At 68.5% G+C, this 12,638-nt stretch carries 9 protein-coding genes; 7 read left to right on the top strand and 2 right to left on the bottom strand.

Annotated elements, in window-relative coordinates; all coding sequences use genetic code 11:
* The first annotated feature begins 59 nt into the window (after positions 1–59).
* Together VFB40_RS23800 and VFB40_RS23795 are read left to right on the top strand one after the other, a co-directional pair.
* A complete protein-coding gene (locus VFB40_RS23800; RefSeq protein ID WP_324854335.1) occupies positions 60–1,454 on the top strand; it encodes an aspartate aminotransferase family protein in 1,395 nt (464 codons plus the stop codon).
* A gap of 45 nt (positions 1,455–1,499) precedes the next feature.
* Positions 1,500–2,087, top strand: coding sequence for a GNAT family N-acetyltransferase (locus VFB40_RS23795; protein WP_324854333.1), 588 nt, complete (start codon positions 1,500–1,502; stop codon positions 2,085–2,087).
* 16 nt (positions 2,088–2,103) lie between these two features.
* On the opposite strand, the gene VFB40_RS23790 is transcribed toward VFB40_RS23795, so the two are convergent.
* Positions 2,104–2,871, bottom strand: coding sequence for an enoyl-CoA hydratase/isomerase family protein (locus VFB40_RS23790; RefSeq protein WP_349261616.1), 768 nt, complete (start codon positions 2,869–2,871; stop codon positions 2,104–2,106).
* A gap of 197 nt (positions 2,872–3,068) precedes the next feature.
* Between VFB40_RS23790 and VFB40_RS23785 the strand changes: the two genes are divergently transcribed.
* The gene (locus VFB40_RS23785; protein WP_324854330.1) at positions 3,069–4,472 is read left to right on the top strand and encodes an MFS transporter; all 1,404 of its coding nucleotides are present in this window, start codon (positions 3,069–3,071) and stop codon (positions 4,470–4,472) included.
* On the opposite strand, the gene VFB40_RS23780 is transcribed toward VFB40_RS23785, so the two are convergent.
* A complete protein-coding gene (locus VFB40_RS23780; RefSeq protein WP_349261615.1) occupies positions 4,423–5,868 on the bottom strand; it encodes a CCA tRNA nucleotidyltransferase in 1,446 nt (481 codons plus the stop codon). The genes VFB40_RS23785 and VFB40_RS23780 overlap by 50 nt on opposite strands.
* A 101-nt stretch (positions 5,869–5,969) precedes the next feature.
* On the opposite strand from VFB40_RS23780, the gene VFB40_RS23775 reads away from it, so the two are divergent.
* From VFB40_RS23775 to sigM, 4 genes are all read left to right on the top strand, one after another.
* On the top strand, positions 5,970–8,114 hold the full coding sequence (locus VFB40_RS23775) for a DUF6049 family protein (protein ID WP_324854325.1): 2,145 nt from the start codon (positions 5,970–5,972) through the stop codon (positions 8,112–8,114).
* Between the two features lie 55 nt (positions 8,115–8,169).
* Positions 8,170–10,128, top strand: a complete 1,959-nt coding sequence (murJ, locus tag VFB40_RS23770) for a murein biosynthesis integral membrane protein MurJ (RefSeq protein WP_324854323.1) — start codon at positions 8,170–8,172, stop codon at positions 10,126–10,128.
* Positions 10,129–10,350: 222 nt separating this feature from the next.
* On the top strand, positions 10,351–11,943 hold the full coding sequence (locus VFB40_RS23765; protein ID WP_324854321.1) for a protein kinase family protein: 1,593 nt from the start codon (positions 10,351–10,353) through the stop codon (positions 11,941–11,943).
* A gap of 107 nt (positions 11,944–12,050) precedes the next feature.
* Positions 12,051–12,638, top strand: a 588-nt coding sequence (gene sigM / locus VFB40_RS23760) for an RNA polymerase sigma factor SigM (RefSeq protein WP_414642137.1), incomplete at its 3' end; no start/stop codon positions are given.

The raw sequence follows: 12,638 nt of genomic DNA, 5'->3' as shown, positions 1-12,638 counted from the left end.
CGTCCCACCGTACACAGTGACGGTTGGGCGGCCCTTGCGCCGTTATCTACCCTGGTCACATGACCGACTCCGCCGCCTCCGCACGCCTCGAGCCCGTCCCCGACCCCGAGCAGGGCAAGGCCGTGCTCGCGCTCGACCGGGCCCACGTCTTCCACTCCTGGTCCGCACAGGACCAGATCGCCCCGCTGCCGATCGCCGGTGCCGCCGGCGCGCGGTTCTGGGACTACGAGGGCAACAGCTATCTCGACTTCGCCAGCCAGCTGGTCTTCACCAACATCGGGCATCAGCACCCGAAGGTGGTTGCCGCGATCCAGGAGCAGGCGGCGCGGCTGTGCACGATCGCGCCGGGCTTCGGCAACGACAAGCGCGCCGAGGCGGCGGAACTGATCACGTCATACGCACCGGAGGGCCTGAACCGGGTCTTCTTCACGAACGCCGGTGCTGACGCCATCGAGAATGCGGTACGCATGGCCCGCATTCACACCGGCCGGCCCAAAGTGCTGACGGCGTACCGCTCGTACCACGGCAACACCGCGACCGCGATCAGCCTGACCGGTGATCCGCGCCGATGGGCCAACGAGAACGCCGGGCACCATGACGGCAATGTCGCGCACTTCTTCGGCCCGTACCTCTACCGCTCCTCCTTTTACGCGACCACGGAGGCGGAGGAATCCGAGCGGGCGCTGGACCACCTCGAGCAGACGATCGTGTTCGAAGGCCCTGGCACCGTGGCCGCGGTCCTGCTTGAGACCGTGGTCGGCACCAACGGCATCCTCATTCCGCCGCCGGGCTACCTGGCCGGCGTGCGCGCGCTGTGCGACAAGTACGGCATCGTCTACATCGCCGACGAGGTCATGGCGGGCTTCGGCCGGACCGGGGCCTGGTTCGCGGTGGACCACTGGAACGTGGCTCCGGACCTGATCACCTTCGCGAAGGGCGTCAACTCCGGGTATGTGCCGCTCGGCGGCGTGATCATCTCGGACGCGATCCACGACACGTTCCGCAACCAGGTCTTCCCCGGCGGCCTGACCTACTCCGGACACCCGTTGGCCTGCGCGGCCGCGGTCGCGACCATCGAGGCGATGCGCGATGAGCGGATCGTGGAGAACGCGGCGTGGCTCGGCGAGAACGTGTTCGGCCCGACGTTGCGCGAGTTCGCCGAGCGGCACCCGTCGGTCGGCGAGGCCCGCGGCATCGGCGCGTTCTGGGCGCTCGACCTGGTGAAGAACAAGGAGACACGTGAACCGCTGGTACCGTACGGCGCCGGGGGCGCGGCGGCGGCACCGATGAACGCGGTCCTCGCCGAGTGCAAGAAGCACGGTACCTGGCCGTTCACCCACTTCAACCGGTTGCAGATCACCCCGCCGCTGAACCTGACCGAGGCCGAGGCGCGCGAGGGCCTGGCCGCCATCGACAAGGCGCTCAGCGTCGCGGACTCGTACACCGAGCAGTAGTCGGTCATTCGGTCACGCCTCGGCTGCCGACGCTAGGCTGCGTAAGTGATCGATGGTGTTCATAAGCTGATCGACGGCGTCGTGATGCGCCCGGCGGAAGTCGCCGATGCTGAAGCGTTGGCGCGTGCGTATGTCCGCAACAGGGAGCATCTCGCGCCGTGGGAGCCCGTGCGCAGTGAGGAGTTCTTCACCGCGCGCGGGCAGGCGGCTCTGCTCGATCTGGAAGCGCGCAACCGCGGGGCCGGCCAGATGATGCGCTGGCTGCTGGCCGAGCCGGCCGGTGAGATCGTCGGCAGCCTGACCCTGAGCGGAATCGTCTTCGGGCCGTTCCGCAGCGCCAACCTCGGATACTGGGTCGATAGCGAGGCGGGCGGCCGAGGGTTGGCGACCGCCGCGGTGCGGACCGTCTGCGGTCTGACCGACAGCGAGCTCAACCTGCACCGGATCCAGGCCGGCACGCTTCTGGACAACGTCAGGTCGCAGCGGGTGCTGGTCAAATGCGGGTTCGAATCCTACGGAGTGGCGCCCCGCTATCTACACATCGCGGGCCGGTGGCAGGACATACGGCTCTTTCAGCGCCTTCTGAACGACCGGGAGCCGGGCGAACGTGCGGCTGCGGCGCCGTCCGCCTGAGGAGAGGTCCGGTCGGCTACGAGGGCCACTGCGGCTTGCGTTTCTCGGCAAACGCACGGATTCCTTCGACCCGGTCCGCAGAGAAGGCAGTGGCTCGCCATGCTGAATCCTCGACATCGAGCCCTGCGGTAAGCGGTAATTCGATGCCCGTGCGCAGTGCGTGCTTGGCGTTACGCACGCCTACCGGAGAGTTGGCGGCGATTTGTGCAGCCAGCTCGAGGGCAGCGTCGCGAGCCGTGTGCTGTCCGGGCACGCGTCGGTTCACGACGCCGAGCGCACTTGCCTCGTCTGCGGTAATGCGCCGTCCGGTGTAGATCAGATCTGCTGCGTAGGCGACGCCGATGCGCCGCGAGAGCAGCTGTGTACCGCCGCCGCCCGGAACCAACCCAACGGTGACCTCAGGCAGCCCGAACTGCGCGCCGTCGTCCGCCACGATCAAGTCACAGCCAAGCGCCAGCTCGAACCCGCCGCCGAGTGCGAATCCGCTGACGGCTGCGATCGCGGGCACTGGCAGGCCGATGATCGAGCCGAAGGCGCGTCGGAACACCGGGCGCTGAGCGAGCAGGTCGGCGTCCGTGAACTCGTTGCGCTCCTTGAGATCCGCACCCACGCAGAACGCCCGATCACCGGCGGCGCTGAGCACGACTGCGCGAATGTCCGGATCGGATGCGAGCGCGGAGACCTTGTCGCCCAGTTCGGCGGCCAGTGCGGTGCTGATCGCGTTCAGTGCGTCCGGACGGTCGAGGACGACCTCGGCGACCTGGCCGTGGCGGCGCACAGCGATATTCGCGGCAGCGGCGTGCTGCGGCGCAGCATCCTCCGAGGGAGCACGGTCGTTCAAGGACACAGCGTCGTTCAAAGGCACAGCGTCGTTCAAAGGCACAGCGTCGTTCAAGGACACAGTGCGAGCGTATCCGGGCTGACTTCCACGTACACCCGCAGGCCGATGCGTGCCCTCAGAATTGCATCTAGGCTGATCAAGTGGCCCTGACAGCGCCGTCCGGATCCGGCGGCGAATCCAGTTCCGGCGCACGCGCCGGCGTTCTGATGCGCGCGCTGCGAACCGTGCTGACCGGGCCGCATCTGCGCGCGTTCCGGCTGCTGTTCGCCACGCGGATCGTCGGGCAGCTCTCCGACGGCGCCTTCCAGGTCGCCCTGGCCTCCTACGTGATCTTCTCGCCGGAGAAGCAGGCCACGGCCGCACAGGTCGCCCAAGCGTTCGCGGTGCTGTTGCTGCCGTTCACCGTCGTCGGTCCGTTCGCGGGAGTGTTCCTGGACCGCTGGCCGCGCCGGCAGGTGCTGGTCTGGGCGAACCTGCTGCGCTCGGCGCTGGTCATCCTGGTCGCGGTGTTGGTGGATCTGCGCGTACCCAACGTGGTGTTCTACATCGGCGCGCTCGGTGTGCTCTCCGCGAACCGGTTCATCCTGGCCGGGCTCTCCGCCTCGCTGCCGCACACCGTCCCGGCCAACAAGCTCGTCATCGCCAACTCAGTACTCCCCACCGCCGGGACTCTGGCCGCGACGGCCGGCGGCGCCGTGAGCCTGATCGTGCACGCCCTTCTCGGTACCGGTAACAACGCCACCATCGGCGAACTGGTCTGCGTCGCGGGGCTCTACACGGTCGCGGCGCTGTTCGCGCTGGGCATCGGCCGGGCGAAACTCGGTCCGCTGGAACTGCCGCAGGAAAGCACGTGGACGGCGGTGCGCTCGGTGGCCCGCGGGGTGCTGGAAGGCGCGCGGCATCTCGCGGCGCGGCCGATCGCGGGGCGGGCACTGGTCGCGGTGACCGTCTCCAGGTTCTGCTACGGCGTGGTCACCATCATTACCCTGCTGCTGTATCGCAACGCCTTCAACGACCCGAACCAGCCGAGCAAGGGCCTGGCCGGATTCGCGCTCGCGGTGGGGCTTTCCGGTGCGGGCTTCGGACTCAGTGCCCTGATCACACCGCTGGTCACCCGCCGGATCCCGTTGCCCGCCTGGATCACCTTGTGCCTGCTCGGCGCTTCCGTCACCGAGCTCTGCTTCGGTCTTCCGTTCCGCCCCGTCCCGCTGCTGATCGGTGCTTTCCTGCTCGGCGTGGCATCGCAGGGCCAGAAGATCTGCACCGACACCCTGGTGCAGCGCTCGGTCGACGACGAGTTCCGCGGACGCGTGTTCGTGTTCTACGACATGGTCTTCAACGGCGCCTTCGTGCTCGCCGCAGCCTTCGCCGCGGCCGCGCTCCCGGCCAACGGCAAGTCGTACCTGGTCGTCATCGTCGTCGCAGCCTGCTATGCCGTCATCGGGCTCTGGTACGGCGTGCGTACTCTGCGTAACCCGGTCAACATGCCGCCGTCTAGTTCCGATACTCCGGCTGAGTCGCCCACCACTCCCGCAGTGCGCTGACAGCGGCCTCATGTTCCAGCGGGCCCTGGTCCAGCCGCAGCTCCAGCAGGAACTTGTACGCGCGGCCGACCACCGGGCCCGGCGCGACGCCCAGAAGGTCCATGATCTGGTTGCCGTCCAGGTCGGGCCGGATCGCGTCCAGCTCCTCCTGCTCCTTGAGCCGCTCGATCCGGGCCTCGAGGGCGTCGTAGGTCGCGGCGAGCGTCGCGGCCTTCCGGCGATTGCGGGTGGTGCAGTCGGAGCGGGTCAGCTTGTGCAGCCTGCTCAGCAGCGGGCCGGCGTCGCGCACGTAGCGGCGCACCGCCGAGTCGGTCCACTCGCCGTCGCCGTAGCCGTGGAAGCGAAGGTGCAGCTCGACCAGGCGCGCGACGTCGTCGACGATCTCGTTCGAGTACTTCAGCTCGCGCAGCCGCTTCTTGGTCATCTTCGCGCCGACCAGCTCGTGGTGGTGGAAGGAGACCCCGCCGCCGGGCTCGAAGCGGCGCGTGCGCGGCTTGCCGATGTCGTGGAGCAGCGCGGCGAGCCGCAGCACTAGGTCTGGGCCGTCCTCCTCTAGCGCGATGGCCTGCTCGAGGACGGTCAGCGTGTGCTCGTAGACGTCCTTGTGCCGGTGGTGCTCGTCAATCTCTAGGCGTAGCCTCGGCAATTCGGGCAGCACGTACTCGGCGAGGCCGGTGTCCGTGAGTAAACCGAGGCCGATCCGCGGGTGTTGTGAGAGCAGCAGCTTGGTCAGTTCGTCTCGGACGCGTTCCGCCGACACGATCTTCAGCCGGTCCGCCATCTCCCGCATCGCGGCGACGACCTCAGGGGCGACGTCGAAGTTGAGCTGTGCGGCGAAACGCGCGGCGCGCAGCATACGCAGCGGGTCGTCTGAAAAGGACTCTTCCGGGGTGGCAGGCGTACGCAGCGTCTTCTTGGCCAGGTCGCGAAGACCGCCGTGCGGATCAACGAACTCGCGCTGCGGTAGCCGCAACGCCATCGCGTTGACGGTGAAGTCGCGACGCACCAGGTCATCCTCAAGCGTCTCGCCATAGGACACCGCTGGCTTGCGCGACGTACGGTCGTACGCCTCGCTGCGGTACGTCGTGATCTCCAGCTTGTATCCGTCCTTCTGGCAGCCGATCGTGCCGAAGGCGATGCCCACGTCCCAGACCGCCTCGGCCCAGCCCTTGACCAGCTTGAGCACCTGCTGTGGGCGCGCGTCGGTGGTGAAGTCGAGATCCTCTCCGAGCCGGCCGAGCAGGCCGTCCCGCACCGAGCCGCCGACCAGCGCGAGTTCGTGACCGGCCGCGGCGAAGCGGGCGGCCAGGTCGTCAGCGACCGGGGCGAGCCTCAGCAACTGCGCGGCCGCCGCGGTGGCGCGGGCTGAAGTATCCGCGTCAGGGCGGTCGGGCAGTGCGGCATCCGAAGGAGAGGTAGACACGTCATCAAAGGGTACGTGCTCCGCACGGGCGACCCGTCCGTGCGGCACTCCACTGCACAACTAGGATTCCGCCCGTGAGTTCGCTCCGCGCCATGCGGCGCCACACCCGCGGCCTGCTCGCATTGGTCGCGGTTCTGGCTGCCCAGGTCTTGATGCTCGCCGCTCCCGCGCCGTCGTACGCGGCGAGCGGGAGCGCGAACGCGATCACGGTCGAACTCTCCTCGCTCAGTCCGGCCATAGCGGTGAAGGGCAGCACGCTGCACCTGGCCGGGAACCTCGTCGGCGGCTCCACGTCGCGCACGAACGTGACTGTGCGGTTGGCGGTCGCCGAGATGCAGGTACGTTCCGACATGACGAGCAACGCCGGCGTCGGCTCGCGCCTCATCTTCGGGCACGACTACACGGCCGGCACGATTGCCTCCGGCGCGACGGTTCCGTGGGCACTTTCCATGCCGGTTTCCGCGCTGTCCTTGACCAGCCAGACGGTCTACGCACTCGACGTTGAGGCGTACTCCGGTGACGTACGCATCGGCGCGACGCGCACCTACCTGCCTTACGCCATGAACGGCGATTCAAGCTTTCATGCGACGCAGATGGTCGTGGTCTGGCCGGTTACCGCAGCACCGACTCTCGACGGCCAGGTCGACAAGGACGTGCCCGAGGCCGTCAGCGACAGTCTTGCCACGCAGTTCGCTGCCGGTGGGCGGCTCGACAAGGCTCTGAGCGTTCCCGCGTCGATCAAGAACGTCACCGTTTCCTGGGCGGTCGATCCGGATCTGCTGACTACCGCCGACCGTGAGAGCCACGGGTACTCGCTTTACCCGGACAGCGATGCCGGAGTCGGCGCACAGGACGCGTCGATCTGGCTGTCCGAGGCCAGGAGCGTGCTGAGCAGCGGCGGCGAGCTGTGGCAGCTGCCGGCCACCGATCCCGATCTCGGCTCACTCGGCCGTTCCAACCCGACCGTGGCGGCGCAGCTAGTGCAAAGCGCGACGAGCCGCTCCGGCAGCACGATTCAGGACCTCGTCGGGCGCACGCCTCAGGGCACACTGGCCTGGCCCGCCGACGGCCAGGCCGATTCCGGCACGCTCAACCTCGCCAAGGCCGCCGATCCGGGCGCGGTGATCGTGCGTGCCGATTCGATCGGCCTGCACACCGCGCTCGACAGCTATACGCCCACGGGGCGTGCACAGGTTGGCGGCCAGGCATTGGCGGTCAGCGATACGGCTCTCGACGCAATCTTTGCCGGGGACGCGGCCGACGCGGCATGGAAGGGCTCGAACCAGTCGCTGCTGGCCTCGCAGCGTTTCCTCGCAGAAAGCGCGCTGATCGCGCAGGAGCGCCCGAATCTGTCGACGCCGCGCACGATCATGGTCACCGCGCCGCGCGGGAGCACCCCGGATCCGGCGTTGCTCACCGCGGTCGGCGAGGCGAGTTGGATCAAGACCGTGGGCCTGTCCACGCTGCTCAGCGCGAAGTCTGACCCGCACGCGCAGACCTCCGCACCCAAGCGTGCGGCGGCGACGGTGCAGTCGGATCTGAGCACCACTCAGCTCTCCGCCACCTCTTCGCTGAACGCTTCGCTCGGCGCGCTCACGTCGATCATGGTCGGGCCGCAGCCGCAGCAGGCCACGGACAGCTACTACCCGGCGGTGCTGCGCACGGTCTCCACGGCCTGGCGTTCCGCCTCGACGCAGCAGATCGAGTTCAGCAGCGCGGTGGCGAACCGGTTGGACACCACGATGGGCCTGGTGACGCTGGTCAAGAAGTCGGACCTGACGTTGTCCGGTAAGAGCGGAATCATCCCGTTCACGGTCGAGAACCGCTTCAACCATCCGGTCCGCGTCGGCATCCGGATCACCACGGATCACGGCGGCCTGACCGTGCAGTCCATCACGGTCCAGACCGTGCAGCAGGGCTCTACTCCCATCAACGTGCACGTCAGCTCCAAGGTCTCGGGCACGCGCGTGACCGTTACCGCACAGCTGGTCACTCCCGACGGCGCCGACTACGGGGATCCTCAGTCGCTTCAGGTGACGGTGTCGTCCATCGGCTCCGTGACGTTGATCATTTTCGCGTTGTCAGCCGCGCTCCTGGTCATCGCTGTAGGGTTGCGTATCTACCGGGGCAGACGGACTCGTGCCGCGCATGCCGAGCCCGACTCGTCCGGCGCGTCCACGGACAACGGCGCCTTAGCCGATGCGGAACGGGAACAATGACTAGTTGAACGCGGGGGCAGCCCGCGCGCGATGAAGGGTACCGAGGACCGGAGCCATGGCACGCTGGGCAGAAGATGATCGACCGCGCGCCGCCGCCCGGACACAGCCAGCACGGCAGGACCTGTGGTACCCGGCCATACCTGAGGACGAAGCCCCCGAGGAACGCGCGGCCCGCCGTGAGGCATACGCCGAGGCGGTCGACGCCACCCGGTTCAACCTGCCGGTCTTCGGCACGTCTTTCTTCGATCCGGCGGCGATCCAGCAGCTGATTCCGCCGCGGCGCGGCCAAGTCCAGGGTCCGGCCACCCGGCCCGACGAGCTCGGCCCGTTCGACCCGTGGACCCCGGCGCCGGCCACCGGCACGATCGACGCGGTCCGCGAAGGGCAGGCGGCGCCGACCACCAGCGTGTCGCGGGCCAGCCGGATCATGGCGCTGGGCACCATCGTCTCCCGCGCCACCGGCATGATCCGCCAGCTGCTGCTGGTCGCCGCGCTCGGCACGGCCGCGCTCGGCACCGGCTACAACATCGCCAACAACGTGCCGAACACGATCTACCTGCTGGTGATCGGCGGTGCGGTCAACTCCATCTTCGTGCCGCAGCTGGTGCGCGCGATGAAGGACGACTCCGACGGCGGCCAGGCGTTCATGGACCGGCTGCTGACCCTGACCATCATCATCATGGCCGCGCTCACCCTGGTGTGCGTGCTGTTCGCGCCCGAGATCGTCTCGCTGTTCAACCCGAACGCGACCATGGCGAACCGCGAGATCACGATCGTCTTCGCGCGCTACATGCTGCCGCAGATCTTCTTCTACGGCATGTTCGTGATGTTCGGGCAGATCCTGAACGCCAAGGACAAGTTCGGTCCGATGATGTGGACGCCGGTGCTGGCCAACGTCATCCAGATCGCCACCTTCGGCGCCTACCTCTGGATCGCCGGCTACGTGCAGAGCACCGCGAACATCACCCAGAACGAGCTGGCGCTGCTCGGCCTCGGCTCCACGATCAGCATCGCGCTGCAAACGATCGCGCTGATCCCCTATCTGCGCCAGGTCGGGATCACCTTCCGGCCCCGGTTCGACTGGCGCGGCGTCGGCCTCGGCAAGTCGATGACGCTGGCCAAGTGGACCATGGGCATGGTGCTGGTCGGGCAGATCAGCACGACGGTCATCACCCGGCTCAGCAGCTCGATGGACACCAGCGGCGCCCATCAGACCGAGGGTGTCGGGTACACCGCGTACTCGAACGCGCTGACCATCTGGATTCTGCCGCAGGCCATCATCACCGTGTCCATCATCACGGCCCTGCTGCCCCGGATGAGCCGGGCCGCGCAGTCGGGGGACCGGGGCGCGGTACGCGACTCCATCTCGTACGGACTGCGGGTGAGTGCGGTCGCGATCGTGCCCTGTGCGTTCCTGTTCCTCGCCTTCGGCCAGCAGATCTCCGCGCTGCTCTTCGAGCACGGAGCGACGAACGCGACGATGGCCCGCAACCTCGGCTACATGCTGATGGCGTTCGGCCTCGGCCTCATCCCATTCTCGGCGCAGTATCTGATGATGCGTGGGTTTTACGCATACGAGGACACCAAGACACCGTTCGTGGTTACCGCCTGGATCTCGTTCTTCAACGGGGGCCTGGCTTACATCTCCTACGAGCTGCTGCACACCACGAAGTGGGCGGTCGCAGGCATGTGCGTGGGCTACGTCGTCGCCTACACCATCGGCATGGTGATGACCGGCGCCAAGCTCAGCCGCAAGTTGCGCGGCCTGGACACCACGCGGATCGTGCGCACCCACGCCAAGCTCGGCGCGGCCTCGGCGCTGGGGGCGGTGATCGGCGGCCCGATCGGATTCGAGATCACGCAGGCGCTGCACGGCGGCCTGACCGGGGCCGGGGCCGGAATCGTCGTCGGCGGCGGCCTGTTCGGCCTGCTCTTCCTCGCGGCCTCGCGCAAGATGCGTATCGAAGAGGTAGACATGCTGCTCGGAACGGTGCGGTCCCGCTTCGGCCGCTGAACCGCTGCGTAGACGTTGACCGAACCACAGCGTTGACCGAACCGAATGGCGCTCACGAAGCGTCGTTGTTGCAGTGCGGACCGCACGAAGACGTGTCGTTCTTTCAGGGCGGCGCGCCCCGCGCTTCGGTTCGACGGTTGAGAACCGGGCACTAGCATGAGAGCGAGCGCGCTTTCGCGCGCGGGAGCCCCACGACGCCAACGATGCACAAGAGGGAGGGCCGTGGCTTCCCTGGCCGAAAAGCCCGCCGGAGACAGCGAGAACTCCGACCGCGCCCGCTTCGACCAACGGGTCCACGTCGGCGCGAGGCTGGCCGGCCGGTATCGGCTGGAACGGGAGCTGCGCCGGTTCTCCGGTGGGGAAGGGCCCGGGCCGCAGGCCTGGGTCGGATTCGACGAGCTGCTCAACCGCGAGGTGGGCGTCGACCTTATCGCCGCTGGTCACCCGCGTGCCCGGGCGATGGAGGCAGCCGCGCGTAACGCGGCGACCGTCCCCGACGTACGGTTCGTGCAAGTGCTCGACGTGGCAGACGAGAACGGCCTGGTCTACGTCGTCACCGAGTGGGTTTCCGATGCCTCGGCGCTGACTCAGCGGCTCGCTCGCGGGCCGCTCTCCGTCCCGCTCGCGACCCGGATCGCGCGGGAACTGGCCGTGGCGATGGCCGAGGCGCACGCCTGTGAGATGCGACACGGGGCGCTCGACCCCGACAAGGTGCTGCTGACCACCACCAACCAGGTCAAAATTCTCGGCCTGTGCCTGGAAACCGCGATGTCCGGCGCCGAGATGGCCACGCCGGCCGAGGACGTCCGGGCGGTCGGCGCGATCTGGTACGCCGCGCTGACCGGCCGCTGGCCGGGCGAGGAGCCGGCGTTCGGATTACCCGCCGCGCCGCGCGCGCACGGCAAGCCGTTCACCCCGGCCCAGATCCGCGCAGCCATCCCGAAGGCGGTGGACCAGCTCGTAGAGCAGGCCCTCGAAGCCGCGGACGGCGACGTGCCGGTCATCGATAGCGCGAAGACCCTGACGTCGAGCATCGCCGCCCTGCCCAAGCTGCGCGACGAGTCGGAGACCACCGACGTCATCCCCCGGCCGATCCCCCGCCGCGCTCCGGTCTACCCGGTCGCGGCGCCGACCGCGGTCCAGCAACTCGGGAACCAAGGCGGCGGCCGCCCAGCAGGCCGGGTGCCGCGCGGCGTGCTCGCGGTGATCCTCGGCGTCGTCGTGGTCATCGGCGCGGTCGCGGCCTTCCAGCTCGGCGGCCACAACGGCGGCTCGTCGACGCCCCCGTCGAACAGCCCGCAGGCCCGCTCGGCTTCGTCCGCTCCGGTCACCACGCAGCAGCTGGCGATCACGGGTGCGTCGATATGGGATTCCGACCAGGGCCAGGACGACATCGAGCGGCTGCAACAGGCGTACAACGGCTCTTCGGAAGGCTGGATCACCACCACCTACAAGGACGGGCCCGACATAACGTCCTACCGGAAGGGCACCGGGATCATCTTCGACCTCGGCTCGGCGAAGAACGTCAGCAAGGTGACGTTCACCGTGGGTGTCCCGGGAGCGACCGCCGAGGTGTGGACCGCCGACGCCGGGCTCACGTCGCTGCCGTCGGTACAGAACGCGGCTCCGCCCGGGTTCGCCAAGCAGGCCACCAAGGCCGAGGTGGGTGGCGGCGAGGTCGACGTATCGTTCTCGACCGCGGTCAAGACCCGGTACGTGATGATCTGGTTCACCGTTCTGCCCCATCAGGACGCCGGGCAGTACAACATCGCGGGCTACCGTGACAGCCTGGCGAACGTCAAAATCTTCTCGTAGCGCTTCGGCCCCGCGAAGCGCGCACGAACGGTGCGGGGGAGGAGCGGATGCGCGCACGTCGTGGCGAGGAGCAGCGCGCGCGTGACGACGCCGCCGACCGCGCCCTCATGGCCCGGCACGTCGAGGGCGATCCCGAGGCGTTCAGCGAGCTGTTCAACCGGCATCGGGACCGGCTGTGGGCCGTCGCGCTGCGTACGACCGGCGACCCGGAAGAGGCGGCGGATGCTCTCCAAGACGCGGCTGTCTCCGCTTTTCGCGCGGCGGCAGGCTTCCGCTCCGAGGCCGCGGTCGGGACATGGCTGTACCGGATCGTGGTGAATGCCTGCGTGGACCGAGTGCGCCGGCAAGCCGCCCGGCCTACGGTCCGCTACCCCGACGAGCAGTCGGCGGCGTGGCAGCGCGCGGTTCGCGATCCGTCGGACATGGCTGAGAACCGCGAGTTGCGCATCGTCCTCGAGGACGCCCTTGCCACCCTGCCGCTCGACCAGCGCGCGGCCATTGTCGCCGTGGACATCGAGGGGCTGTCGGTGGACGAGGCGGCGCAAGCGCTCGGTGTTCCCACCGGCACGGTCAAGAGCCGGTGTGCGCGGGGCCGGGCGAAGCTCGCGGTCTTGCTCGCGGATCTGCGGAACCGACCGGCCGTCGCGTCCGTCCAAGAGCAGACACCCGGCCGAAGCAGGGACGGCGGCAAACGG

Source organism: Actinocrinis sp. (assembly GCF_035650855.1).
In the GTDB taxonomy this organism is placed as follows: Bacteria; Actinomycetota; Actinomycetes; order Streptomycetales; family Catenulisporaceae; genus Actinocrinis.
This window is presented reverse-complemented; position numbering and strand designations above follow the sequence as displayed.

Bases quoted from the DNA above. Each gene is read 5' to 3' on its own strand.
- murJ (WP_324854323.1), top strand. From the start codon at position 8,170: ATGGCACGCTGGGCAGAAGATGATCGACCGCGCGCCGCCGCCCGGACA.
- VFB40_RS23800 (WP_324854335.1), top strand. From the start codon at position 60: ATGACCGACTCCGCCGCCTCCGCACGCCTCGAGCCCGTCCCCGACCCC.